Here is a 24,398-nt window from a genome sequence, read left to right as displayed (position 1 = left end):
ACTACAAGCCTATTTTGGATCAACAACCCACAAAAACCTATACTGTAGAAGAAGCCAAGCGCAAGCTTGAAGCGTATTGTGCCTATCAAGATCGGTGTCATAAAGAAGTGCGCGAAAAGCTCTATCAAATGCGTATGATTCCTGATGCGATAGATGCAATTGTATATCACCTTTTACAGCATAAATTTTTAGATGAAGAACGTTTTTCAAGAAGTTTTGCACGCGGAAAATTTCGTCATAAAAAATGGGGTAAAAACCGCATCAAACAAGAACTGAAGCAACGCGAAATAGGCACCTACCTCATTAATAAAGCTTTTACAGAAATCCCCGAAGAAGAATATCGAAATACGTTTGACACACTGGCTCAAAAACGTTTTGACCAACTCACCGAAAAAGACAAATACAAAAAGCGTAAAAAACTAGCCGACTATCTCCTCTATCGTGGCTGGCCGGGGGATTGGGTTTATGAAAAGGCTAAAGAATTAATACCTTAAACCGCTAATCCATGTTTTTTGTGAGTTTCAGCAATCGCGCGCTCGTTTTTCTCATCAATCCACGCCTGACCTTTTCTGCGACGCATCAGATTATCAAAATGACGCATAATAAAAACGTTATAAACGGCTTTTAAGAGATGTTTAGGCTTGCGTGGCAATGCACGAAGACTCATACTAAAACCAGGTGTTACATACTTCATATAATGCCAATAGCCTTCCGGCATATAAAGCGTCTCACCGTGGTTGAGTTCGCAGATAAAGCCTTCGGCTTTTTTCAATACCGGAAATTTCTCATAATCCGGATGATCAAAATCAATATCCTCTCTTGTGATCAAGGAGTGTGGTACCTTATACAGGTTTTCGGTCTGATCTGGAGGAAATAAAATACACTGCTTTTTTCCGTGGAAATGAAAGTGTAAAATATTTGCCCAGTCAATATCGTGGTGCATAAATACTTTAGAGTTTTCACCTCCAAAAAACACCATCGGGATTTGTTTTATGAGCCTCAGACCAATTTTAGGAAACTTAAAATCCTTCTTCAACGAAGGTACCTCCTTCATAATATTATAAAGAAAAATACGGTAATTAGTAGGCTCACGCTTTAGCAAATCAACATAATCTGCCATTTTCATTGTAGCATGCGCCTGGTTAAAACCATCTTTGTGAGTTACCGGGCGATCATCATACAAAGGCACTTCTTTATCACCAGCAATCTCCTTGATATAATCTAAACTCCACTTGTCATAAGCAGGCCAACCCCCTATAAGGTTTTCGATTACAACAGGTTTTTGTGGCTTGAGGTAATTCTTAACAAACTCCTCTTTGGTAATATTCTTTACCCTATGTATTTCGGTAAGTTTCAAGTATGCTGTAAATTAAATTAAGCTTTTGCCTTTGCTTTAGCTTCTTCGTTACGCGGAATTGTGTGTCCAGGTCTTGACCATTTTGGCTTTTCACCTTTAGGCAAATGTCTAGACTCAGCAGCTTCAACCGTTTCTGGCTGTGATTTCTTCACAAATGGAGCCTGTGGATTTAAGCCAAGCAATTTAAACATTTCCATATCCTCATTTACATCAGGGTTAGGAGTCGTTAAAAGCTTGTCACCTGCAAAAATAGAATTGGCTCCGGCAAAGAAACACATCGCTTGCCCTTCTCTGCTCATTTGTGTACGTCCTGCACTAAGTCGCACTTGTGTTTGAGGCATTACAATACGTGTAGTTGCAACCATACGCACCATTTCCCAGATAGAAATAGGTTCAATATCTTCCATCGGCGTACCTTCAACGGCTACCAAAGCATTGATGGGCACACTCTCGGGTTGCGGATCTAAAGTAGCCAGTGCAACCAGCATACCTGCACGATCTTCAATCTTTTCGCCCATCCCTATAATCCCGCCGCTACACACGGTAACATTGGTTTTACGCACATTTCCTATCGTATCTAAACGATCTTGAAAAGCACGAGTAGAAATCACATCTTTATAATAATCTTCTGAAGTATCTAAGTTGTGGTTATACGCATACAAACCAGCTTCAGCCAGTCGTTGTGCCTGATTTTCGGTAATCATACCTAAGGTACAACACACCTCCATATCCAGCTTATTGATGGTACGCACCATCTCTAAAACCTGATCAAACTCTTCGCCGTCTTTTACATTTCTCCATGCAGCCCCCATACAAACACGAGAACTTCCCGAAGCTTTTGCTCGTAAAGCCTGAGCTTTTACCTGCTGAACACCCATCAAATCATTACCCTCTATATCAGTATGATATCGAGCGGCTTGTGGGCAATACCCGCAGTCTTCAGGGCAACCTCCTGTTTTTATAGACAGCAAGGTAGAAACCTGCACAGTATTTGGATCGTGAAACTCACGGTGAACTGTTGCAGCTTCATAAAGCAACTCCATTAAAGGTTTATTGTATATATCGAGGATTTCCTCGCGAGTCCAATCGTGTTTCATGGGTCTTTTTTTAATTCTTTAGCGAAAAGATATTTTTTCAATTTAGAAAAAGCAATTCTATATCGCCAATAGCGATTTCAAAAATACTAAATCTGATGTTTATAATTGCGAAAAACTAAGTTCCGGTAATCAAAATACTCACCGCATTTCCTCCAAAACCAACAGCATTTACTAATATATTCTTTAATTTTTTAGGTTGTGCTTGCTGCGAAACAAAAGGAACTTCTTCATAGTTACCGCTTTGTAGCATACGCACAGCTGCCTCAAAACTGAGTAGGCCACTGGCGCCAAAGGTGTGTCCTATTTTCCATTTATTGGTTGTTAATAACGGAAGATTTGCACCAAATAGTTTCTGAATGGCTTTATATTCTGTTTGATCTCCGGCAATTGTTCCCGGAGCATGCATCACAATCGCATCAACATTTTTAGTCATTTCCGCGAAGGCGGAAATACCATCATTTCCGGTTTCCCCGAAAGCATCTTCAATCGCCATCTCCATCGACTTTTGAAAACAGGTAGCTTCTGCAGAAATTGAAACCGCATGCTTTAATTTTTCGGTAGCGTAACCTACTCCGTTGATGTAGGCCAATGCATTTTCCTTTATACCGATTTCTAAACAAACAGCCGCAGCACCTTCCCCTAAAACCATCGTATTTTCAGTCTTATCCAGATCTAATGCTAAACACGGAAATTCAGCATCAACAGAAGCTCTCGTATAGGTTTTGATAGCTTTCATTTGCGCAATGGTAAATGGCGTTAAAGCCGCTTCACTACCGCCTACCAAAAATTTCTTACACATCCCGGATTGCAACCAGGCAACTCCATTAAGCACTGCGTGTAGGGCCGTAGAACACGTTATTGAATGTGAAATATCCGGGCCGTTATTCTGTAAATCCTGAGCTACCCAAGATGAAATATTTCCTAAGGTTGTGCTTGGAGAAGCCAGGGTCTCACTTTTACCGGTTTCTAAAAATGCATCGTAATACTTTTCAAAAAGCTGAGTGGCTCCACGTGAGGAACCGATATTTATTCCAAAATCAGAATTTACCTCCCAACCGGATTGTTTTACAGCTAATCTTGACACGTACATAGCATACAAGACCGAAGCGTCTAAAGCCTGATAATTCCGATTTTCATCACGTATGGCTTCAATTTCAGCTAAGATTTCTTCAGGGATTTTTCCTACCCAGGTCTCTAATCCTTTATCAAAACATAGCGCATGCGACCCTAGAGATCCAGTGCTTTTCTCTGCTGAAATTGCTGAAATTCCGGTTATTGAAATAGGTTGTTTCACATTTATTTTTTTGATTCAGCAGGCTAATTTGAAACACACATCTTAAAAAGACCGTGTTTTCTAAGAAAACCTCTCAAATTCAAAATCTATTTTATCAAGCAAAATTAATATTTCGGTAACGGACAATATCTTAAATATGCATGTTTATGCAGAAAATTCTTAGCTTCACAGTTCAAAAATCAAACAATGAACGAATTAGAAAATGAAGAACGTAGCTGGTGGTCTCGCAACTGGAAATGGGTAATACCTGTAGGCGGTTGCTTTACCGTAATTCTCCTAGGAATCATCTTAATTGGCGGAGCTTTTTTTAGCTTTTTTAGCGCTGTAAAATCTGGATCAGGTGGAGATGATGCCTTTGAAATTGCTCAAAACAATACTAAAGTAATCGAAGCCTTAGGAGAACCTATTGAAAAAGGAACTTTTGGCTCTAACTACAATGTAAAATACAACAACGGCCACAAAACTACTGAAGCAACCATACCTATTAATGGCCCAAATGGTGAAGCTACACTGACTGTAAAGACTTCAGGTAGTGACGATGATAAGGTCTATGAGGTTTTTGAAATTCAGTTAGAAAATACAGGTGAAATTATTGATCTGAGAGAAAACCAATTGGATGAGGGAGATTATTAAAACACGTCCAATACTTTCCTGATCGCCGCATACACCCGTTCCATTTGGTCGCGCGTTGTTACATAAGGTGCTAAAATATAAATTGTCGCTCCCAAAGGTCGTAAACACACTCCTTCTGCCATACAAGACTCGTATATCTGATAGCGCAGATTACCATAACGCTCCATTTCGATGGCCAATTCTAGCGCAAAAATCACACCTTGCTGACGCGTTAAATGAACCTTAGGATGCTGTTCTAATTCTTTAGCAAACTGCTGATGCCAACTTTCAATCTGTTTGATATTTGACTGAATTTCTTCAGATTGCAACAATTCGATACCGGCGATAGCAGTCGCGCAGGCAATAGGGTTTGCCGAATAGGTATGCGCATGAAACAACCCCTTGCCGATATCATCATCGTAAAAGGCATCGTAAATTTCCTGCGTGCAGGTGGTGATTCCCATCGGTACAAGACCTGCCGTAAGTGCTTTTGACAAGCACATTACATCAGGCTTTACAGTAATATGGTCTGAAGCAAAATAACTTCCGGTTTTACCGAAGCCGGTCATCACTTCGTCTGCCACAGTGATTATCCCAAGTTCTTTACATTTCCGCAAAACAGACTCAAGATGTTCTGCCTGATACATTTTCATTCCGGCTGCACCTTGCACAAGCGGCTCGTAGATAAAACCGGCTAACGGAGTTTCGGCGTGAAAAGATTCTATAGCTTTTAAAATAGCCGTTTCATTTTCGCCATTAGGCAACGGAATTCGTTTTACATCAATAAAATAGTCTTCAAACGGACCATTATAAACCGATAAGCCACTTACAGACATCGCCCCCAATGTATCGCCATGAAATCCTTCTTCAAAAGCCAGCAAGGTTTTGCGGTTTGTGCCTTTATTGTGATGAAACTGCAACGCCATTTTAATACCGATTTCGGTAGCAGTAGAACCGTTATCGTTAAACATCAGCTTCTGCTGATTATCAGGGAGAATAGCCATTAATTTTTCAGACAATTCTACCGCAGGCTCATGAGTAAATCCGCTAAAAATAATCTGATCCAGCCGCAGCATTTGTTTGTGTGCACGCTCAATGATAAAATCATTACAATGCCCATACATCGCCGTGTACCAGGACGAAATCGCATCTACATATTCCTTCCCGTCTTCATCATACAGCAAAGCACCTTTTGCCTTGACAATAGGTTTTGATTCCGGATGCAGCTTATGCTGCGTTAAAGGATGCCAGATGTGTTTTTTATCGCGTTCGGTTAGATTCAAAATAGTGAATTTTTATTTAGCGTCATGCTGAACTTGTTTCAGCATCACATTTGAATAGCGTGTTTTCTACTCAAAAATATTTAATGTTTGAAGTGTTGGATTTTTCTCCTTAATCAAATTCAATTTCCAACTCTTTCTCCAGTTTTTCAATTGTTTTTCTCTTAAAATTGCTTGATCAATATTTGTAAATTCTTCAAAATAAATCAAGTCATGTAGGTTATATTTTGAAGTAAACTTAGATCCTCTATTTTCCAGATGATCTAACATACGCTGTTTTAAGTCTGAGGTCACGCCAATATAAAAGGTTGTCCTGTAAGTATTAGTTACGATATAAACATAACTATTTTGCATAGCATCAAACTTAATTTTATTATCTAAAAGTCGAGACCCAATTCTAAAAATCAACTTGCGAGACCCTGAAACAAGTTCAGGGTGACGGATATCATCTAAGTCTCTCCCTCAAAAGCTCTGCATATTCTTTAACCACCATTTTATCAAAATAGGGTTCTTCATCAATACGCCCTAAAACTGGTACTCCGCTCATCTTTTTTATTACAGCTTCGGTAGTGAGATGTTCTTCGCCACTAAAAAGAATTCCGAAAATGGTTTTTCCTTCTTGTTTCAATTTATCAATGGTTAGCAAGGTGTGATTGATACTGCCCAAATAATGTCTCGAAACGACAATCACTTTATCTTCAACCTGAATTAAATCTAATATGGTTTCGGTATCACTAATAGGAACCAACAGTCCGCCCGCGCCTTCAATCACCAAATGATTATTAGTTTCCGGTCTTTGTATTGCTGAAGCTTTAATAGAAACGCCGTCAATGACTGCCGCCGCATGCGGACTCATAGGTGTTTGCAGACTGAAGGCATTTTCAAAAAAATGCGTTTTAGTATTACTGATAAACCGCTTAACCTTATGGGTGTCAGAATCGTCTAAGTCACCCGCCTGAATAGGCTTCCAGTAATCAGCTTCCAAAGCTTCTGTCACAATTGCCGAAGCCACGGTTTTTCCTACTTCTGTAGAAATACCGGTTATAAAAAAAGTCTGTTTTTTCATAGTGCTTGCAAAGGTACTACCGCAAGTTTAATCTGCAGAGAATCCCTCTAAAGATTTTGCCAGAAGCTCCAGAACGGTTTCTATTTCACTTTGCGTATTGTAACTGTGTAGGCAAAATCGCAAGCGCTCTTGTCCCGCAGGTACCGTGGGCGAAAGAATCGCTTTGACGTCAAAACCGTTTTCTTTAAGCTTTCGCGAAATGGCTTTAACGCGTTCATTTCCTGAAATTATTGCCGATTGAATCGCGGAATCACTGCTTATAAAATAAGACTGAAGCTTTTTAGTTTTGATTTCTTTACGGAAGAATTGAATAATTTTATTAAGCTTTTTCACTTCATCGGAAAGCCCCTCGACTGTACTTCGGCGATGCTCAGCAGAACCGCTCGGGGTGACATTTGCAAGCTGTTTATAAGAAGCTAAGATGGTGGCTACACTATGCGGCGGCAAACCGGTTGTATAAATCAAGCTGCGGGCGAAATTAACCAGATAAGACTTGAGTTGGTCAGATCCCAAAATAGCGGCTCCGTGGCAACCCATAGCTTTCCCAAAAGTCACCAACCTCACAACTCGGTGCCCTAGTGCCAAATTATCGACTAATCCCAACCCAAATACACCGAGGGCGTGAGCCTCATCAACTATAAAATAAGCTCCGTACTTTTCGCATAAATCGTTCATTGCTTTAAGATCGGGACTATCACCATCCATAGAAAAAACCGATTCGGTAACTACGTAAATTTCGCTTTGATTTGTATTTACTTGACTTCTCGACTGCACTTCGACAAGCTCAGTGTGACCCGCTCGACTTCTCGACTGCGCTCGAAGTGACAATTTCGATACCAGGTCTTCTAAATCGTTATGCTTGAATTTATAAGCCTTTGCATGGCTCATCTGAATCCCATCACGAATGCTGGCGTGTATGAATTCATCATATAAAATCACATCACCCCGCTGGGGTACACTGCTAAAAAAACCCACATTCGCATCATAACCCGAGTTAAAAATCAAGGCCGACGCCACTCCGTGTGTTTCTGCGATATAATCTTCAGCCAGATGGTAAATTTTGTGATTTCCCGAAAGCAAACGCGAACCGGCAGCTCCGTTTTGTTTCAGGTTTTGTTCTTCTAAGATTTCACTGGCACGGAGAAAAATGGTCTCGTTTTTAGAAAAACCCAGGTAATCGTTTGAAGAAAAATCTACAGCCTCCACTAACCCCTCCAGTGGAGGGGAACCTAACTCGCGCAGAGAGTTATTCTCTCTACGCGTATCGAGTTTGTCCTGTAATTTTTTGGGCAGCATCCCACAAAGATACATTCCTCCCCCAGCCCCTCCAAAGTAAGCGTGTGAATTCTATAGGCCTCACAGGTTTTTGAAACCTGTGAGGTATTTTTTTTAAAATAATTATTGTTTTTCAATAATTAAGCTATATTTGTTATCGTAAAACGATAATATTTAAACGTATGAAAACTAAAAATGTATTATTCATTGTAGCCGCATCAGTTGTAATTCTCTTTACAATCATGGCTTTTATTGCAGATAAAGTTGTTATTGGAGTAACCCATTATTAAAAGGATGAATCTTAACAAACTCTTTAAGCTGCTTATTGATCTGGCTTTCTTTCTGATGATTCCCATTGTGGTCTTTTTTCCCGGAACTATTTTGTACATCCTGATTTTTCCAGAGCAAAGCATCATTAATGTGAATATTCCGTTTACCTCAACTGGTTTTGGAGGGAAAGCCTTACTTTTTACACTTGCTTTTTTCGCATTATTTCTGTTGTTCTTCTTTGGGTTTTACCAGCTGCGCAAATTTGCGGGATTGCTGTTAAAAGGAAAGCTGTTCTCCAAAGAAGTGGTGTTGTGCACGAATAAAGCCGGACGTTTTTTTACCACCTGCGCTCTGGGCTCGTTTCTTTTTGTTGGTGTAAATGCTATACTAACAAACTCAGGGAAATTCAGCATCACTTTTGGCTCGTCTAATTTCAATTTGCTGTTATTTCTGCTGATTGTGGGCGTCCTGTTTTTATTGCTTAGTGACGCTTTTAGAAAAGCTTTAGCCCTAAAAGAAGAAAACGATTTAACCGTCTAGCTATGCCCATCATCATCAACTTAGATCAGGTGCTGGCAGACCGCAATATGAAAAGTAAAGACCTGGCAGAAATTGTAGGCATTACCGAAGCCAATCTTTCGATCCTGAAATCGGGTAAGGCCAAGGCGGTACGTTTTTCAACCTTAGAGGCCATTTGCCAGGCTTTAGATTGTCAGCCGGGAGATATTTTAGCCTTTTCCTCCCCTGCCCCCTCCAAAGGTGGGGAATAGAAATAGCTCTGTTTCTAGAAAAATCTTGGTTTTATGAGTATTTTTAAAGTTCATTCTCAAACTGCTTTACATGAAACTTTGGATTGCTTTCTTACTTGTAAGCCTTTCTATTCAGGCTCAGACCAATACCTATGAAATTTCTTTTGATAATGCCGTGCACCACGAGGCGGTAGTAAAAGCAACATTTCCGAATATTAAATCAAACACGTTGCGCGTTGAAATGAGTAGATCTTCGCCGGGTCGTTACGCCATTCACGAGTTTGCCAAAAATGTTTACGGTTTTAAAGCAACCAATGCAGCTGGAGAACTGCTTGAGGTCAAACGAGACAACCCGTATAGCTGGATCATCACCAATACAGATGGCACAATCAACATAGAATACATTCTCTTTGCCAATCGGGGCGGAGGCACCTATTCACAGGTAGATGCAACCCACGCGCATCTGAATATGCCGGCAACTTTTATGTATGCCAAAGGCTTACAGGAACGTCCCATCGAAATAACTTTTGACGCACGGGAAGATTTGGATTGGAAGGTCGCTACTCAACTCAAGCACGAGAAAGGAAATACGTTTTCCGCCCCAAACCTGTACTATTTTATGGACAGCCCTACCGAAATAAGCGACTACAAAGCGCGAGAATTTGAAGTCGACGGTCAGACGATAAAGTTTGTATTGCACGATCCGGGTACCGAAGCCGAATTTGATGCATATTGGGATAAGGTCCAAGAAATTGTCTTGCAGGAAAAGGCCGTTTATGGCGAATTGCCTAAATACGATTACGGCACCTACACCTTTCTCGCCTGTTATATGCCCAATGTTTCCGGCGATGGGATGGAACACCGCAACAGCACCATTCTTACCGATACTGAAACACTTGCCAATGGCGGAATGAAAGGCAATATAGGTACTGTTTCTCACGAATATTTTCACAGCTGGAATGTGGAGCGCATTCGCCCTGCAGATTTAGAACCCTTTCAGTTTGATAAAGCCAATATGAGCAACAGCCTTTGGTTTGCCGAAGGATTTACCAGTTATTACACCAACCTGATCTTAGAACGTGCAGGGATCATCTCTGCGGAAGAGTATGTAAAAAGCCTGAACGGCACCTTTAATTATGTATGGAATTCACCGGCTCTGGAGTATTTCAACCCGATTGAAATGAGCAATCAGGCACCCTTTGTAGATGCCGCAACTTCGGTTGATCCTGTAAACCGCGAGAATATGTTTATCTCCTATTATTCCTACGGAAGCGTTTTGGGTCTTGCTTTAGATTTAAGCCTACGCGAAAAAGGCCTGAACTTAGACGATTTTATGCAATTGATGTGGAAGCGTTTCGGTAAAACCGAAGTAGCCTACACAGATGCAGATATTCTAAATACGCTTGCTGATTATGCCGGCAGCGATTTCGCTCAAAACTTTTTTGAAAATTATATTTATAACAGCAAGATGCCAGATTATGAAAACCTGCTGGCCTCTGTTGGCCTTAAACTGGAACAAGATACTGACAAAGCTTATTTTGGAGCCTCGTTTAAAGAGACCGCATCGGGTCTGGAAATCAGCAAGAACACATTTAAAGGAAGTCCGGCTTATGAAGCCGAGCTTGATAAAGGAGATGTCATTACAGCTATTGACGGCATTGAAATGACTTCAAACGAAGTCTTTAACCAGTTGCTTGACGAAATGAATATAGACGATATGCTTGAGGTTAGTTTTTTGCGATTCGGAAATGAATTAAAGACCTCCGTACGTCTGGTTGCTGATCCTGCTTACAGTATAAGTATTGATAAAGACGCAAAGAACAATACTGTAAAAGCACGAGAAGCATGGCTGGCAAAGAAATCATAGACCTGAGTCAAGAAATATATGATGGGATGCCGGTTTATAAAAGTTTGCCTTCTGTCTCAATGGAAATTTACGCTACGCATGAACAATGGGATGGTGATGAGAGTCCCACAACACAAACCCCCAGCGTTCACAAGCTAACAATGGGAGAGCATACAGGCACTCACGTAGATGCGCTCAATCATATGGATCGCAAAAACAAAGGCCAATCTATAGATACGATGCCTTTGTCTATGTTTTATACGGATGGAATCTGCCTTGATTGTTCCCATAAAGGTTTACAGGAATTGATAACCCCTGAAGAACTTCAGAAGGCTTGTAAAAAAGCTGATTTAAGCATTAAAAAAGGAGATACTGTTCTTATTTATACCGATCATTATCGCAAGCATTTCAATACAAAAAACTGGAACAAAGGACCGGGATTAACCGCTGAAGCAGCAAGGTATTTAGGTAATTTAAAGATTGCTGCTTTTGGCGTAGAAACCATGTCTCCCGGAGTGCCAAAAATCAGTAATACCGAAGTGCATAAAATTTGTGGTGAGCTTGGCTTTACACATTATGAAAATATGGTAAATCTTTATCAGTTGATAAATCGCGGCAGGTTTCAGTTTATAGCACTTCCGTTAAAAATTAAAGGCGGCACCGGTTCTCCTGTACGTGCAGTTGCTATATTTTAAACTCATTCAATATAAAATCCTTTTTTAGGATCTGAAGTATTCCATACTCTAAGAGATAAGATCTCTGCTATATATTTTGCCTCTGCTAATGCATTTTCAAAAGAAAGGAACTTCTCAAACTTAATATGTCGTGAATTTGAAAACCAAATATTTAACTCGTAAATACCTTTTGAATTCTTAAATATGCCAATCATTTTAAGTGCTTCGTAATTCGACCAGCTTCCCCAATAAAAAGGACCTATATAGTATTCTAGCTTATACTTTTTAGACGATTGGTCAAAAATAATACGTTTGCGTTTAGCCAGATAAGAACCTATTCCAAAAGCAAACACCCCTAGAACCAGAACACTTTTAAGTTGTTTACCCCACTCCTTAAAATCACGTTCTTTGCCAAAATCAAAACCTCCCTGAAAGGTTATCCAATAAACTAAAAAGATTAAAAAAGCCGTAGCAGTAAAGAGCAACGCAGCAATCACTTTAATAAGAAAAGAGCGCTCCGTCTGATTTATAATAAGCCGATCAGTAGATTTCATAACTGCTAAAGTAAACTACCTCGGGGTATTAAACCCTTTGGCGGTGCCAATAAAAAAGCGCTTAATCAAAAAATGATTAAGCGCTTTTTATTATTTGATTGTTCAACTTAGTCAGCCAGAACAATTACTTTATTATCCTTCATTTCAACCGTTCCAGATTTGATAGCGAGTACAAACTCACCTGCTTCTTTACCGGCAGTGAAATGCTTTTTTGCTTTATCTGAAAGCGTAGCTCCTTTAACTTTCACAACTCCTTCTTCTAAAAGAGAAACGATAGCTGCGTGATTGTCTAATAACTGAAATGCTCCGTCAGCTCCAGGTAAAATAACCGAAGTAGCTTCTCCGCTATATAAGGTTGCTTCAGGGCTTACTATTTCTAAATGCATATTTTTTAGTTTACAGAGAACAGTTACAGTTTACAGTACTTTATACTGAGACTGATAACGGTAGACTCAGTTTATGCTTCTGCAAGCATTTTCTCTCCAGCTTCAATAGCTTCTTCAATAGTACCTTTAAGGTTGAATGCTGCTTCAGGAAGGTGATCTAACTCACCATCCATAATCATATTAAATCCTTTAATAGTATCCTTAATATCTACAAGCACTCCTTGTAATCCGGTAAATTGCTCAGCTACGTGAAACGGTTGAGATAAGAAACGTTGTACACGACGTGCACGACTAACAACCAATTTATCTTCTTCTGAAAGCTCTTCCATACCAAGGATCGCAATAATATCTTGCAATTCTTTATATTTCTGCAGCGTCATTTTTACGCGCTGTGCACAGTTATAATGTGCTTCACCTAAAACAGCAGAAGACATAATTCTTGATGTAGACTCTAATGGATCAACAGCAGGATAAATACCTAATTCTGCAATTTTACGAGATAATGAAGTAGTAGCATCTAAGTGGGCAAAAGTTGTAGCCGGTGCCGGGTCAGTAAGGTCATCCGCAGGAACGTAAACCGCCTGTACAGATGTAATAGAACCTTTTTTAGTTGACGTAATACGCTCTTGCATTGCACCCATCTCTGTCGCTAATGTAGGCTGGTAACCTACCGCAGATGGCATACGACCTAAAAGTGCAGACACTTCAGAACCCGCTTGCGTAAAACGGAAAATGTTATCTACGAAGAATAAAACGTCTTTACCTTGACTGTCTCCAGCTCCATCACGGAAATACTCAGCAATAGTAAGACCAGAAAGCGCCACACGAGCACGTGCCCCAGGTGGTTCATTCATCTGACCAAATACGAAAGTTGCTTTAGACTCTTTCATAGCAGCCTTGTCAACTTTAGTAAGGTCCCAACCGCCTTCTTCCATAGAGTGCATAAAGTCTTCACCGTATTTAATAATACCAGATTCTAGCATCTCACGAAGTAAATCGTTACCCTCACGAGTACGCTCACCTACTCCGGCAAATACAGAAAGACCACCGTGACCTTTTGCAATATTGTTGATCAACTCTTGAATCAATACGGTTTTACCTACACCAGCACCTCCAAAAAGACCAATTTTACCCCCTTTTACATAAGGCTCAACTAAGTCGATCACTTTAATACCTGTAAATAAAACTTCTGTAGAAGTTGATAAATCTTCAAATTTTGGTGCTTCGCGGTGAATTGAAAGTCCATCTTTTCCTGCTTTAGGAAGGTTTCCAATACCGTCGATAGCATCGCCAATAACATTAAATAAACGCCCATAAACATCTTCACCTATTGGCATTTGAATAGGTGCACCAGTAGCAACTACTTCTGTACCTCTGCTCAAACCATCAGCAGAATCCATAGCGATAGTTCTAACGGTGTTTTCACCTACGTGAGATTGCACCTCTAGTACTAAAAGGCTTCCGTCTGCTTTAGTAATTTCTAGCGAATCATAAATTTTAGGAAGATCTGCATTGTTTGCAAATTCAACATCTACAACAGGGCCGATAATCTGGGCAACTTTACCTGTAACTTTTGACATTCTTAACTATTTAATGTTTAGCAAAATATGTAGTCGAAAAAAATAAATTAAGCATAAATACCCCTCGTTTTTTTCGTCGTGCAAAGATAGTTTTTAATATTTAAAAACCTAAAAGACTTTTATTGAATTTATTTGGTTCTGAAAAAACATAACAAATCAACCTCACCACCTCATTAAACAACAGATGCACAGGAAACTAAAAAACAAATAAATTCTTCAGAATATTAATTTATAGGGAATTACTCAACCGTAACAGACTTCGCCAAATTACGAGGTTGATCTACGTTTTTACCCAGCATCACCGCAATGTGATACGATAAAAGCTGAAGCGGAATAGTAGTTAACAACGGAGACATAGAATCCATCACTTCTGGCACTTCAATCACGTGATCTGCGAGTTCGTTTACGGTGACGTCACCTTTGGTAACAATTGCGATAATTTTACCTTTTCGGCTTTTGATCTCTTGAATATTGCTCACTACTTTATCGTAATGACCACGACGGGTAGCAATAACCACAACTGGCATTTGCTCGTCAATCAAAGCAATAGGACCATGCTTCATCTCTGCAGCCGGATAACCTTCAGCATGAATATAAGAGATTTCTTTAAGCTTCAAAGCCCCCTCTAAAGCTACAGGAAAGTTAAATCCGCGACCTAAGTACAGGCAATTAGAAGCATTCTTATACACGGCTGCTATCTCTTTGACACGGTCATTGCTCTTTAAAGCTTCCTCTACTTTTTCAGGAATCAAGCGCAACTCTTCTAGGTGCATATGAAAGTCTGAGGTAGAAATTCGACCTTTGGCTTTAGCTACTTTTAAACCCAGCAACGTAAGAACTGTAATTTGTGTTGTAAATGCTTTAGTTGATGCTACACCTATTTCAGGCCCCGCATGGGTATATGCACCGGCGTGTGCTTCTCTTGAAATAGAAGACCCAACCACATTACACACACCAAAAACAAAAGCTCCTTTTTCTTTAGCGAGCTTCATAGCCGCCATTGTATCTGCTGTTTCTCCACTTTGAGAAATCGCAATCACAACATCATCTTTTTCAATAACTGGATTACGATACCGAAATTCAGAAGCATATTCAACCTCCACAGGAACGCGAACCAGTTCTTCGATAATATATTCTGCAACCAAGCCTGCATGCCAGGAAGTTCCACAAGCTAAAATAACCAGTCGCTTGGCATTGATGAATTTATCTATATGATCATCTACGCCAGCCATTTTTACGATGCCCTTATTTTCGCGCATCCTACCTCTAAAGGTGTCACGAATAGCCTGAGGTTGTTCATATATTTCTTTGAGCATAAAATGCGGATAACCGCCTTTCTCAATTTGCTCAAGATTTAATTTTAATTCTTGAATGTAAGGCTGACTTACAATCGCATCATCTTTAATATTAAAGACTTTGATCTCTTTACCTCTACGCACAACAGCCATCTCACCATCTTCAAGGTAAAGTGCATTATTTGTATATTCTATAAAAGGGGAAGCATCTGAAGCGATAAAAAATTCATCTTCGCCGATACCTATTGCTAGCGGACTACCCAAACGAGCAACCACAATTTCATTAGGCTTTTTCTTATCAAAAACTGCAATTGCATACGCGCCAACAGTTTCATTTAAAGCGATTTGAACCGCCTTACCCAATTTTACACCTTGTTTGATCTGCACATCTTCTATAAGATTTACCAAGACCTCGGTATCAGTATCTGATTGAAAAGTGTAACCCCGTTTAGTAAGCTCTTGTTTTATTGCATCGTAATTCTCAATGATACCATTGTGAATGATTACAAGGTCTCCAGAATTTGAATAATGCGGGTGTGAATTCAGATCGTTAGGAACGCCGTGAGTCGCCCAGCGCGTATGACCTATTCCTAAAGTTCCCTCCGTCTTTATTGAAGTTTCAACTTTAGTTTTTAGATCATCTACTTTACCTTTCGTTTTGCAGAGTTGAATGTTCTCTCCATCATAAACCGCCACCCCGGCACTGTCGTAACCGCGATACTCAAGTCGCTGCAACCCTTTTATTACAATTGGGTATGCTTGTCTATGACCTATGTAACCTACAATTCCACACATAAAATCTAGTTAGATGCTTCCGAATAAAAAACTTTCAGTTTAAGTCGTTTGGCTTCGGGAACACTTTCAGAACTTCCATAAAGAATTGTACCTCTATTAGAAATAATCGAAGAATAAGGTACTCTGCTGGGAATATCTGAAGATGTTTTTCCTTCTATACTTCCTGTAGCTGTTGAAAGTAAATTTTGACTCACCACAACACCAAGTTTTGTTGCCGGATTATCATTATCTTCATCTAACAATCTTTTCAAATATTCAGTAATTCTTATTTTATAACTGATTCCTTCGCCAGTTTCAGTTCTTGTTAAAGGACCTAAATGCGTGGTTCCAACTGCTGTAATTGGACCATTATTAGGAGCTGTCGCATCTCTAAAAAAATCTTCTAAAGGCTGATTTGTTTCTAAATTATAGATATAAATACGCTCTGGCTCTGAAACAGAACTTCCTGCAAAAGAATTAATCTTATCCTGATCAACAAAAAATTCTAAATTAGCTTCTCTAATCAAACGTTGCTCAGTACGCATAAAAGCTAAATCATCAGGAATACCATCATTATTATCATCAGGGCCAAACAGTTCTATAACCGCCATACTGCCCTGACCGCCTTTTAAATAAAGGTTTTCTTCGCCATTTTCCTTATCTACGCCAGTAAGTTCAGCTTTAATCGAAGCGTTAAAGTCATTATCATACCCTATAACAGACCCTCCACTAAACGACAATGTAAGACTTGCAGACCTACGCGAACCTTCTGCTCCGTTTTTATAATATATTATAATATTAGTATTTGATTTATCAAAAAGAAAATAGCTTCCTTTATTAGATACAGGCTCTGCTTTTAGATAAATTCCCCTAAAATAGTTTCTAAAAGCATTTCCGTTGAACAATTCATCATCACCACCCTTATCTAAAATGTTTGTTTGCCAATAGGTCTCACCATAAGAATTTTGGTCTAATCGCAGGCGCAATCTTGGAGAAAGCGTTGTTCTGGTATCATCTTCATCTTCAGAATCAGCCGGCACAACAGTGACAAAAGGGTCATTTGAAGGCGTAAAGGTTTCGCTAAAAAGTGTATCACCCTCTACACCATTAAACTCAGCTATATCATCAGAATAATAAACCGCCCCATTTTCTAAGTCAGGAGCACTATTACTATTTAAAAAATAGTTAGATCTAAAAGCTGTTAATTTAATAAGATCAGAACCATAAACCGAATCCAGTGTGTACACATTCTCATTATCACTATTAATACTCTCTGTACTGAAATAAGGCATTTCAAAAACCACAGAGTCAATAACCGGATTTGTACCGTATGAAGAATTATAGACACTTAACCCCACCTGACTCAACGTAGAAGCCTTAGTCGTACCATAAATAGAATCTTGATAATATCCTAGAGCTCCTGTACTAAATCCATTGGTTTGAACTCCAACTGAATCAAAAAAACGCTCGCTATAAGCGACCACAGGATAAGTCTCACTACCAGAAGTAAAATTACTTTCATCCACCAGTCCACTACCTATTCCTTGTATATCATCTTCACAAGAAAAGAAGATAAAAAGAAGCATTAGTACTACTAATGTTCTCGTCAACACCGTATTCAATTTCATTCTTTTTTTATTTGTTTTTTAGTCTAATACCTTTGTGGTATAAAACTCTTCATAAGCCTGAGCAAACTCTTCTTTTTTCTTGTAAGGCAGTACAGGAATTTTTGTTGCATTTAAATATGCAGTAAGCTCCTCCCTTAAATCAGACGAACCTATAATCGCTGCATCAGAATTTTTAATAGCAACCTTCATAAGGTTGTCATAAGAAGGAGTTTCTAATTCTGAAATAGCTTCTTTATCAATACCATCAAAAGCAATCTTGTCTATCATTTGCTCATTTAACGCACCTTCATAACCTGTATTGTAAACCGAAGTCACAATTTTACTTTGTTTAAACAACGGCTCACTAGCATAATATTGTTTTAAATACAAAGGCAATAAAGACGCTAACCAACCATGGACGTGAATGATATCTGGCGCCCAATTCAATTTTTTCACCGTTTCAACAACACCTTTTGCAAAAAATATAGCTCGCTCGTCATTATCTGCAAAAAGCTTTCCTTCTTCATCAGTAAAAGTTGCTTTACGTTTAAAATACTCTTCGTTATCTATAAAATAAACCTGAATACGCTCTTTAGGTATAGAGGCTACTTTAATAATAAGCGGCATGTCAAAATCATTTATGACCAAATTCATACCTGAAAGTCGTATCACTTCATGAAGCTGATGACGTCTTTCATTGATATTGCCGTATCTAGGCATAAAAATTCTAATTTGACCTCCTTTGCTATTGACCATTTGCGGTACTTCAAAAGACATTGATGCAATCTCTGTCTCAGGTAGATATGGAATAACTTCAGATGATACGTACAATATCCTCTTATTTTTCATAAATGTGCTTCTAAGTTTCTGTTAAGGCTAAAAAACACGCAAAATTACGAAATTTTATGCAGATTGCCAGTAATATAGTAATTTTGCCGCCTGTTAAATAAATCCTGATGCACGTATATACCAATAGACCAGAAATTTCTGCTGCTGTTGCAAAACACAAAAAAAATGGCGCAAAAATAGGTTTCGTACCTACCATGGGCGCCCTGCATCGCGGGCATGCAAGCCTGTTCAACTTTGCTTCGAAAAATTGTGATATTGTTGTGGTAAGTATATTTGTCAACCCTACACAATTTAATAACCCTAAAGATTTAGAAACGTATCCGCGCGATTTACAAGGAGATCTTGAGTTTTTAGAATCTACAAACCCCGAATTACTTGTTTTTGCTCCTAGCACTACAACGATTTATGGCTCTAAGGTTGAATCTATTAATTATAGTTTTGACGGACTTAATCAAGTCATGGAAGGAGCTTTTAGACCAGGCCATTTTGAAGGAGTTGCCACCGTTCTCAAACATTTATTTGAAATTGTAAATCCTGATTTTGCATTTTTTGGAGAGAAAGATTACCAGCAGTTACAAATCATAAACAAGTTAGTAGCGATCGAAGCGCTTTCAGTAAAAATAATTGGGTGCCCTATAAGTCGCCACAAAGACGGTCTCGCAGAAAGTTCAAGAAACAAAAGACTCACAAAAGATCAGCGCGATGCTTCTCCATTTATTTACAAAACCTTAATGCAAGCAAAAGAGCTTTTTAACGACCAAACAGTTGATGAAGTTCAGAAATTTGTAGTGCATCAGTTTAAAGATAATAAGCATCTCGAGTTGGAGTATTTTGAAATCGCAAACGCATCAACCCTTACTCATGCGAGCACAAAGAAAGAAAGCGAAAAATACAGAGCCTTTATAGCCGTATTTGCAGGAGAAGTAAGACTTATTGACAATATTGCCCTAAATTAAAAACCCTATTTTTACACCATGTTAGTTAACGTTGTAAAATCTAAAATACACCGCGTAAAAGTTACGGGAGCAGAATTGCACTATATTGGCAGCATCACCATAGATGAAGATCTTATGGATGCAGCCGGTATTATTGAAGGTGAACGCGTTCAGATCGTAAATGTAACAAACGGAGAGCGCTTAGAGACCTATGCGATTCCCGGACCGCGCAATAGTGGCGAAATTACACTTAACGGTGCTGCAGCTCGTAAAGTTGCTAAAGGTGATACCTTGATCTTAATCACCTACGCTTTTATGGAAGTTGATGAAGCAAAAGCTTTTAAACCTTCATTGGTTTTTCCTAATGAAGAAACCAATTTGCTCAATTAAGTTGAGCAAAAAAACTCTCATAAAGCTTCTTAAAGTCATAATCCCTTTAGGAATTGGGATTGTTCTCATCTATTATTCGCTGAGTTCAGCCACCGAAGAAGAACGCGCAATTCTTTGGAAAAATATAAAGCAAGCCAACCCATTTTACATAGCGGTATCTTTACTCTTTGGGATTTTAAGTCACCTATCAAGAGCTTGGCGCTGGCAATTTTTACTAGAACCTATGGGTTATAAACCCAAACTTGCCAACCGATTTATGGCGGTGATGGCAGCATATTTAGCCAATTTAGGAATTCCCAGAAGTGGAGAATTGCTGCGTGGTGCTTTACTCACGACTTACGAAGAGGTACCTTTTGAAAAAGCCTTTGGCACCATCATTTCAGAACGTATTGCAGATTTTTTGATGCTTTTGCTTGTTGTTGCTATCGCTATTTTTTTGCAAACAGATACTTTGCTTGAATACCTTAACGATCAAAACATCAATCCGCTTTACACGGTAGCTTTTTTAGCCCTCGCCGTCGGCGGAATCTGGGTCGGTTTTAGAATTGTAAAAAATGCTAAAAGTGGATTTTTACACAAGATTCAGCAATTTATGACCGGCCTAGTTGAAGGTATGCGCAGCATTCTTAACATGAAACATAAACTGGCTTTTATTGCCCACACCTTATTTATCTGGGTGATGTATGTTTTGATGTTTTGGGTCATAAAGTTTACCATTCCTGAGATCGCTGATGCTTCAACAGGAGTAATTCTTGCTGCGTTTGTTATAGGCTCATTTTCCATTTCGGTTACCAATGGTGGGATAGGCGTTTACCCCATCGCCATTGGTGCTCTCTTTATTTTCTTCGATTACAGCAAACAGGGCGGCGAAGCTTTTGGCTGGATCGTCTGGGGTTCACAAACCCTTTTAGTTCTTATTCTAGGAGCTCTGTCTTTTCTCCTCCTTCCGCTTTACAATCAGAAAAAATAGCTTTTACAGCATAATTGAATCCGTCACGTTAAAGCTTAAGGAATACTTAAGCATAATGACTAAATTCACGTTCCCAAATCTATTCTCCATGAAAAAAACACTACTTCTATTCCTGCTTTTTTACAGCAGCCTCCAGGCACAAGTAATTTATGAATCTGTGCCTTCGGTTAAATTTAATGAACCGAGAAATGTAAAGATTCAGCTGCCGCGAAATTACGAAGCAAACAAAGACAAAAGTTACCCCGTAATCATCACTTTAGATGGCGATTATCTTTTTGAACCGGTTGCCGGTAGTGCAGATTACTACAGCTATTGGGAAGATATGCCTCAAGCTATAGTTGTAGGTATTATGCAACCTAACCGAATGGATGATTCGGTATACGACGAGACTAATTTTTTACCTACAAACCAGAGTGCCGATTTTTTTGAATTTATAGGAATGGAATTATTTCCTTGGCTGAATAAACAATACCGGCTTGCTCCTTTTAATGTAATCGTTGGGCACGATGCTACAGCAGGTTTTGCCAACTATTATTTGATGAAAAATCCACCCCTGTTTAATGCGTATATTTCGTTAAGTCCAGATTTAGCACCTCAAATGGCAGAGCGCCTTACTAATGTTTTGAGCCGCACCGAACAACAAATTTTTTACTATCAAGCCACCGCAAGTGAAGACATTCAATCCCTACGGGAAGATGTGCTCGCATTAGACCAGTCTCTAAAAGCCATAGAAAATGATAAGTTTCACTATTATTTTGACGATTTTGACGACGCTACGCATTATTCTTTAGTTGGCCGTGCGATCCCGAATGCCCTAGGAAAGGTATTTTCAGTATACAAACCGGTTACTAAAAAAGAGTTTACAGATGTTATACTCAAATCTGATTCTCCGTATAATTATCTGATTGAAAAATATGCGATTATCGAAAATCTTTTCGGTTTAAAAGATCAGATCCGCATTAATGACTTTATTGCTGTAGCTGCTGCTCTAGAGCAAAAATCAGATTGGGATGGCTTTGAAAATTTAGGCAAACTAGCCCGTAAAGAATACCCCGAAACGATTCTGGGAGCTTACTACTTAGGAAGATCTTACGAAGGAAACGGGGAACCTAAAAAAGCAATGCGTACTTATGAAGGAGCGCTAGTTCTTAAAGAAATTGGAGATATTAATAAAGATATACTTGTTGCCCGAGCGCAGCAAATTAAAGATGATTTTGGATATTAATGGCAAAAACTAAAACCACTTTTTTCTGTCAAAATTGCGGTGCACAATTTGCAAAATGGCAAGGGCAGTGTACCTCCTGCAAAGAATGGAACACTATCGCAGAAGAAGTTGTACAAAAAGCAGAAAAATCAAGCTGGAAAACCGAAGTGCCCACTTCAAAACGTGTGGCAAAACCCCAACGCATTCGGGAGATTGACACCACTAAAGATGCCAGATTAAACACCCTAAACGAAGAATTGAATCGGGTTTTAGGAGGGGGCTTGGTTCCGGGCTCTTTGACGCTTTTAGGAGGCGAACCCGGTATCGGTAAGAGCACACTGATGCTACAAATTGCATTGACCCTTCCTTATAAAACCCTTTATGTTTCTGGAGAAGAAAGTGCACAACAAATTAAAATGCGCGCAGAACGTATAAATCCCAATGCTGATAACTGCCTCATTCTTACCGAAACCAAAACTCAGAATATTTTTAAGCAGGTTGAAGAAGTAGAACCAGACATTGTAATTATAGATTCTATTCAAACGCTGCACAGCGATTATATAGAAAGTGGAGCGGGAAGTATTTCTCAAATACGAGAAACCACCACAGAGCTCATTAAATTCGCTAAGGAAACCGCCACGCCGGTAATTTTAATTGGGCATATCACAAAAGATGGAAACATTGCCGGGCCTAAAATTCTGGAGCATATGGTAGACACCGTTCTTCAGTTTGAAGGTGACCGCAACCATGTCTACCGCATCTTAAGAGCTCATAAAAACCGTTTTGGATCAACAAATGAGTTGGGTATTTATGAAATGCAAGGCAGCGGACTCCGAGAGGTTTCCAATCCATCTGAGATTCTAATTTCTAAAAATGATGAAGATTTAAGCGGAACAGCCATTGCTGCAACTTTAGAAGGCATGCGACCGCTTATGATAGAAATACAAGCTTTGGTAAGTACCGCAGTTTACGGCACCCCACAGCGCAGTGCTACGGGCTACAATGCCAAGCGTCTCAATATGATTTTGGCAGTGCTTGAAAAACGTGCGGGATTCAGACTTGGGGCTAAAGATGTGTTTTTAAATATAACCGGTGGAATTTCAGTAGATGATACTGCGATTGACCTCGCTGTAGTTGCCGCTATATTATCAAGTAATGAAGATATTTCGGTAGCAAAAGATATTTGCTTTGCAGCGGAAGTGGGTCTAGCTGGCGAAATAAGACCGGTAACTCGCGTAGAACAACGCATTCTAGAAGCTGAAAAGCTTGGCTTTGGCACGATAATGATTTCAAAATACTGCAAAGTTCCTAAGAATAATTATGGTATTACTATCATACGCGTCGCTAAGATGAATGATGTGGTGGAGTGGTTGTTTGGATAAAACACAACTACTGAATTTCTTATAGACTGGAAACCAGTAAACTATATAGAGACAAGCCCAAAAGGCATTCGTCAGAAATATATTTTTAAATTCGAGGCTAGCTTCAGGATATTAAACCCTTTGGCGGCACCAATAAAACTAAAAACACCCGATAGTTTTAAAACTATCGGGTGTTTTTATGCTTTCCGCTTTGCGAAAAAATTATCCTTTTGACGTAGCGCTTAAGTACTCACGATTCATACGAGCGATGTTTTCTAAAGAAATTCCTTTAGGGCACTCTATCTCACAAGCCCCGGTATTTGTACAGTTTCCGAAACCTTCTAAATCCATCTGGCGTACCATATTCTCTACACGTTCTACAGCCTCAACCTGACCTTGTGGCAACAATGCATATTGAGAAACTTTAGCCGAAGTAAATAACATCGCACTTGCATTTTTACAAGCAGCAACACAAGCGCCACACCCTATACATGTAGCTGCGTTGAACGAGTCGTCTGCATCGTGCTTATTTACCGGAATACTGTTTGCATCAATAGTATTACCTGAAGTGTTCACAGAGATATAACCACCTGCGTGTTGAATACGATCAAAAGCAGTACGATCTACAATAAGGTCTGTTACTACCGGAAATGCAGTTGCTCTAAACGGCTCAATAACGATGGTATCTCCATCATTAAATTTACGCATGTGCAACTGGCAGGTAGTCACTAAACGGTCTGGCCCGTGAGGCTCACCGTTAATCTGCAAAGAACAACTTCCGCAAATACCTTCGCGGCAATCGTGATCAAACTCTACAGGAACTTCTCCTTTATTTATAAGCTCTTCGTTAAGAACATCAAGCATTTCAAGAAAAGACATATCGCCTTCAATCCCATCTATCGGATAGGTTTTCATCGCTCCTTTTGCCTTAGCGTTTTCCTGACGCCATATTTTGAGTGTTAACTTCATAGTA

Annotated in this window: 25 protein-coding genes; 11 read left to right on the top strand and 14 right to left on the bottom strand. The window is 39.4% G+C overall.

What is annotated here, in order from left to right; all coding sequences use genetic code 11:
- The first annotated feature begins 14 nt into the window (after positions 1-14).
- The gene (locus DSM02_RS08710) at positions 15-494 is read left to right on the top strand and encodes a regulatory protein RecX (protein WP_128765251.1); all 480 of its coding nucleotides are present in this window, start codon (positions 15-17) and stop codon (positions 492-494) included.
- On the opposite strand, the gene DSM02_RS08705 is transcribed toward DSM02_RS08710, so the two are convergent.
- From DSM02_RS08705 to DSM02_RS08695, 3 genes are all read right to left on the bottom strand, one after another.
- On the bottom strand, positions 491-1,357 hold the full coding sequence (locus tag DSM02_RS08705; RefSeq protein WP_128765250.1) for a cupin-like domain-containing protein: 867 nt from the start codon (positions 1,355-1,357) through the stop codon (positions 491-493). The genes DSM02_RS08710 and DSM02_RS08705 overlap by 4 nt on opposite strands.
- Before the next feature lie 17 nt (positions 1,358-1,374).
- On the bottom strand, positions 1,375-2,454 hold the full coding sequence (gene bioB, locus DSM02_RS08700; RefSeq protein ID WP_128765249.1) for a biotin synthase BioB: 1,080 nt from the start codon (positions 2,452-2,454) through the stop codon (positions 1,375-1,377).
- 115 nt (positions 2,455-2,569) lie between these two features.
- Complete coding sequence (locus DSM02_RS08695; RefSeq protein WP_128765248.1) at positions 2,570-3,748, bottom strand: beta-ketoacyl synthase N-terminal-like domain-containing protein; 1,179 nt, start codon at positions 3,746-3,748, stop codon at positions 2,570-2,572.
- 186 nt (positions 3,749-3,934) lie between these two features.
- Between DSM02_RS08695 and DSM02_RS08690 the strand changes: the two genes are divergently transcribed.
- On the top strand, positions 3,935-4,381 hold the full coding sequence (locus tag DSM02_RS08690) for a cytochrome c oxidase assembly factor Coa1 family protein (protein ID WP_128765247.1): 447 nt from the start codon (positions 3,935-3,937) through the stop codon (positions 4,379-4,381).
- Here the strand turns inward: DSM02_RS08690 and bioA are convergent.
- The 4 genes from bioA to DSM02_RS08670 form a co-directional block, all read right to left on the bottom strand.
- The gene (gene bioA, locus DSM02_RS08685) at positions 4,378-5,643 is read right to left on the bottom strand and encodes an adenosylmethionine--8-amino-7-oxononanoate transaminase (protein WP_128765246.1); all 1,266 of its coding nucleotides are present in this window, start codon (positions 5,641-5,643) and stop codon (positions 4,378-4,380) included. The genes DSM02_RS08690 and bioA overlap by 4 nt on opposite strands.
- Positions 5,644-5,709: 66 nt before the next feature.
- Positions 5,710-5,994, bottom strand: coding sequence for a GIY-YIG nuclease family protein (locus DSM02_RS08680; RefSeq protein ID WP_128765245.1), 285 nt, complete (start codon positions 5,992-5,994; stop codon positions 5,710-5,712).
- A 91-nt stretch (positions 5,995-6,085) separates the two neighbouring features.
- Positions 6,086-6,706, bottom strand: coding sequence for a dethiobiotin synthase (gene bioD / locus DSM02_RS08675; protein WP_128765244.1), 621 nt, complete (start codon positions 6,704-6,706; stop codon positions 6,086-6,088).
- A 27-nt stretch (positions 6,707-6,733) separates the two neighbouring features.
- The gene (locus DSM02_RS08670; protein WP_128765243.1) at positions 6,734-8,002 is read right to left on the bottom strand and encodes an aminotransferase class I/II-fold pyridoxal phosphate-dependent enzyme; all 1,269 of its coding nucleotides are present in this window, start codon (positions 8,000-8,002) and stop codon (positions 6,734-6,736) included.
- Between the two features lie 273 nt (positions 8,003-8,275).
- On the opposite strand from DSM02_RS08670, the gene DSM02_RS08665 reads away from it, so the two are divergent.
- The 4 genes from DSM02_RS08665 to DSM02_RS08650 all read left to right on the top strand — a co-directional run bounded on the left by DSM02_RS08665 (position 8,276) and on the right by DSM02_RS08650 (position 11,541).
- A complete protein-coding gene (locus DSM02_RS08665; RefSeq protein ID WP_128765242.1) occupies positions 8,276-8,791 on the top strand; it encodes a DUF2975 domain-containing protein in 516 nt (171 codons plus the stop codon).
- Between the two features lie 2 nt (positions 8,792-8,793).
- Positions 8,794-9,021, top strand: a complete 228-nt coding sequence (locus DSM02_RS08660; RefSeq protein WP_128765241.1) for a helix-turn-helix domain-containing protein — start codon at positions 8,794-8,796, stop codon at positions 9,019-9,021.
- A 70-nt stretch (positions 9,022-9,091) separates the two neighbouring features.
- A complete protein-coding gene (locus DSM02_RS08655; protein WP_128765240.1) occupies positions 9,092-10,867 on the top strand; it encodes a M61 family metallopeptidase in 1,776 nt (591 codons plus the stop codon).
- Complete coding sequence (locus DSM02_RS08650) at positions 10,846-11,541, top strand: cyclase family protein (RefSeq protein WP_128765239.1); 696 nt, start codon at positions 10,846-10,848, stop codon at positions 11,539-11,541. Before DSM02_RS08655 ends, DSM02_RS08650 begins: the two co-directional genes overlap by 22 nt.
- Positions 11,542-11,543: 2 nt before the next feature.
- Here DSM02_RS08650 and DSM02_RS08645 read toward each other — a convergent pair whose 3' ends face one another.
- From DSM02_RS08645 to DSM02_RS08620, 6 genes are all read right to left on the bottom strand, one after another.
- Positions 11,544-12,074, bottom strand: a complete 531-nt coding sequence (locus tag DSM02_RS08645; protein WP_128765238.1) for a hypothetical protein — start codon at positions 12,072-12,074, stop codon at positions 11,544-11,546.
- A gap of 107 nt (positions 12,075-12,181) precedes the next feature.
- Positions 12,182-12,460 carry a F0F1 ATP synthase subunit epsilon gene (locus tag DSM02_RS08640; protein ID WP_128765237.1) on the bottom strand — a complete coding sequence of 93 codons (279 nt, stop codon included), beginning with the start codon at positions 12,458-12,460 and terminating at the stop codon, positions 12,182-12,184.
- 71 nt (positions 12,461-12,531) lie between these two features.
- The gene (gene atpD, locus DSM02_RS08635; RefSeq protein WP_073096162.1) at positions 12,532-14,040 is read right to left on the bottom strand and encodes a F0F1 ATP synthase subunit beta; all 1,509 of its coding nucleotides are present in this window, start codon (positions 14,038-14,040) and stop codon (positions 12,532-12,534) included.
- Between the two features lie 239 nt (positions 14,041-14,279).
- On the bottom strand, positions 14,280-16,130 hold the full coding sequence (glmS, locus tag DSM02_RS08630; protein WP_128765236.1) for a glutamine--fructose-6-phosphate transaminase (isomerizing): 1,851 nt from the start codon (positions 16,128-16,130) through the stop codon (positions 14,280-14,282).
- A gap of 5 nt (positions 16,131-16,135) precedes the next feature.
- Positions 16,136-17,737 (bottom strand): DUF4270 domain-containing protein, encoded by a 1,602-nt coding sequence (locus DSM02_RS08625; protein WP_128765235.1) that lies wholly within the window; start codon positions 17,735-17,737, stop codon positions 16,136-16,138.
- A gap of 18 nt (positions 17,738-17,755) precedes the next feature.
- A complete protein-coding gene (locus tag DSM02_RS08620) occupies positions 17,756-18,565 on the bottom strand; it encodes a glycogen/starch synthase (protein ID WP_128759739.1) in 810 nt (269 codons plus the stop codon).
- Positions 18,566-18,672: 107 nt separating this feature from the next.
- On the opposite strand from DSM02_RS08620, the gene panC reads away from it, so the two are divergent.
- The 5 genes from panC (at position 18,673) to radA (ending at position 23,446) form a co-directional block, all read left to right on the top strand.
- A complete protein-coding gene (gene panC, locus DSM02_RS08615; protein WP_164918268.1) occupies positions 18,673-19,521 on the top strand; it encodes a pantoate--beta-alanine ligase in 849 nt (282 codons plus the stop codon).
- Between the two features lie 18 nt (positions 19,522-19,539).
- Positions 19,540-19,890, top strand: a complete 351-nt coding sequence (panD, locus tag DSM02_RS08610) for an aspartate 1-decarboxylase (protein ID WP_128765234.1) — start codon at positions 19,540-19,542, stop codon at positions 19,888-19,890.
- 1 nt (position 19,891) lies between these two features.
- Positions 19,892-20,860, top strand: coding sequence for a lysylphosphatidylglycerol synthase transmembrane domain-containing protein (locus tag DSM02_RS08605; RefSeq protein WP_128765233.1), 969 nt, complete (start codon positions 19,892-19,894; stop codon positions 20,858-20,860).
- A gap of 88 nt (positions 20,861-20,948) precedes the next feature.
- Positions 20,949-22,085 carry an alpha/beta hydrolase gene (locus DSM02_RS08600; RefSeq protein ID WP_128765232.1) on the top strand — a complete coding sequence of 379 codons (1,137 nt, stop codon included), beginning with the start codon at positions 20,949-20,951 and terminating at the stop codon, positions 22,083-22,085.
- Positions 22,085-23,446 (top strand): DNA repair protein RadA, encoded by a 1,362-nt coding sequence (gene radA / locus DSM02_RS08595; protein ID WP_128765231.1) that lies wholly within the window; start codon positions 22,085-22,087, stop codon positions 23,444-23,446. The genes DSM02_RS08600 and radA overlap by 1 nt, the downstream gene beginning before the upstream one ends.
- Before the next feature lie 201 nt (positions 23,447-23,647).
- On the opposite strand, the gene DSM02_RS08590 is transcribed toward radA, so the two are convergent.
- On the bottom strand, positions 23,648-24,394 hold the full coding sequence (locus tag DSM02_RS08590; protein WP_128765230.1) for a succinate dehydrogenase/fumarate reductase iron-sulfur subunit: 747 nt from the start codon (positions 24,392-24,394) through the stop codon (positions 23,648-23,650).
- Between the last annotated feature and the right edge of the window lie 4 nt (positions 24,395-24,398).

Source organism: Leeuwenhoekiella polynyae, from assembly GCF_004104075.1.
GTDB lineage: Bacteria > Bacteroidota > Bacteroidia > Flavobacteriales > Flavobacteriaceae > Leeuwenhoekiella > Leeuwenhoekiella polynyae.
This window is presented reverse-complemented; position numbering and strand designations above follow the sequence as displayed.

Excerpts from the sequence above, each read along its gene's own strand:
- atpD (WP_073096162.1), bottom strand. The coding sequence starts at position 14,040 with ATGTCAAAAGTTACAGGTAAAGTTGCCCAGATTATCGGCCCTGTTGTA.
- radA (WP_128765231.1), top strand. The coding sequence starts at position 22,085 with ATGGCAAAAACTAAAACCACTTTTTTCTGTCAAAATTGCGGTGCACAA.
- DSM02_RS08655 (WP_128765240.1), top strand. The coding sequence starts at position 9,092 with ATGAAACTTTGGATTGCTTTCTTACTTGTAAGCCTTTCTATTCAGGCT.
- DSM02_RS08660 (WP_128765241.1), top strand. The coding sequence starts at position 8,794 with ATGCCCATCATCATCAACTTAGATCAGGTGCTGGCAGACCGCAATATG.
- panC (WP_164918268.1), top strand. The coding sequence starts at position 18,673 with ATGCACGTATATACCAATAGACCAGAAATTTCTGCTGCTGTTGCAAAA.
- DSM02_RS08690 (WP_128765247.1), top strand. The coding sequence starts at position 3,935 with ATGAACGAATTAGAAAATGAAGAACGTAGCTGGTGGTCTCGCAACTGG.
- DSM02_RS08670 (WP_128765243.1), bottom strand. The coding sequence starts at position 8,002 with ATGCTGCCCAAAAAATTACAGGACAAACTCGATACGCGTAGAGAGAAT.
- DSM02_RS08600 (WP_128765232.1), top strand. The coding sequence starts at position 20,949 with ATGAAAAAAACACTACTTCTATTCCTGCTTTTTTACAGCAGCCTCCAG.
- bioD (WP_128765244.1), bottom strand. The coding sequence starts at position 6,706 with ATGAAAAAACAGACTTTTTTTATAACCGGTATTTCTACAGAAGTAGGA.
- panD (WP_128765234.1), top strand. The coding sequence starts at position 19,540 with ATGTTAGTTAACGTTGTAAAATCTAAAATACACCGCGTAAAAGTTACG.
- DSM02_RS08645 (WP_128765238.1), bottom strand. The coding sequence starts at position 12,074 with ATGAAATCTACTGATCGGCTTATTATAAATCAGACGGAGCGCTCTTTT.
- DSM02_RS08625 (WP_128765235.1), bottom strand. The coding sequence starts at position 17,737 with ATGAAATTGAATACGGTGTTGACGAGAACATTAGTAGTACTAATGCTT.
- DSM02_RS08590 (WP_128765230.1), bottom strand. The coding sequence starts at position 24,394 with ATGAAGTTAACACTCAAAATATGGCGTCAGGAAAACGCTAAGGCAAAA.
- glmS (WP_128765236.1), bottom strand. The coding sequence starts at position 16,130 with ATGTGTGGAATTGTAGGTTACATAGGTCATAGACAAGCATACCCAATT.
- DSM02_RS08665 (WP_128765242.1), top strand. The coding sequence starts at position 8,276 with ATGAATCTTAACAAACTCTTTAAGCTGCTTATTGATCTGGCTTTCTTT.
- DSM02_RS08680 (WP_128765245.1), bottom strand. The coding sequence starts at position 5,994 with ATGCAAAATAGTTATGTTTATATCGTAACTAATACTTACAGGACAACC.
- bioB (WP_128765249.1), bottom strand. The coding sequence starts at position 2,454 with ATGAAACACGATTGGACTCGCGAGGAAATCCTCGATATATACAATAAA.
- DSM02_RS08650 (WP_128765239.1), top strand. The coding sequence starts at position 10,846 with ATGGCTGGCAAAGAAATCATAGACCTGAGTCAAGAAATATATGATGGG.
- DSM02_RS08620 (WP_128759739.1), bottom strand. The coding sequence starts at position 18,565 with ATGAAAAATAAGAGGATATTGTACGTATCATCTGAAGTTATTCCATAT.
- DSM02_RS08640 (WP_128765237.1), bottom strand. The coding sequence starts at position 12,460 with ATGCATTTAGAAATAGTAAGCCCTGAAGCAACCTTATATAGCGGAGAA.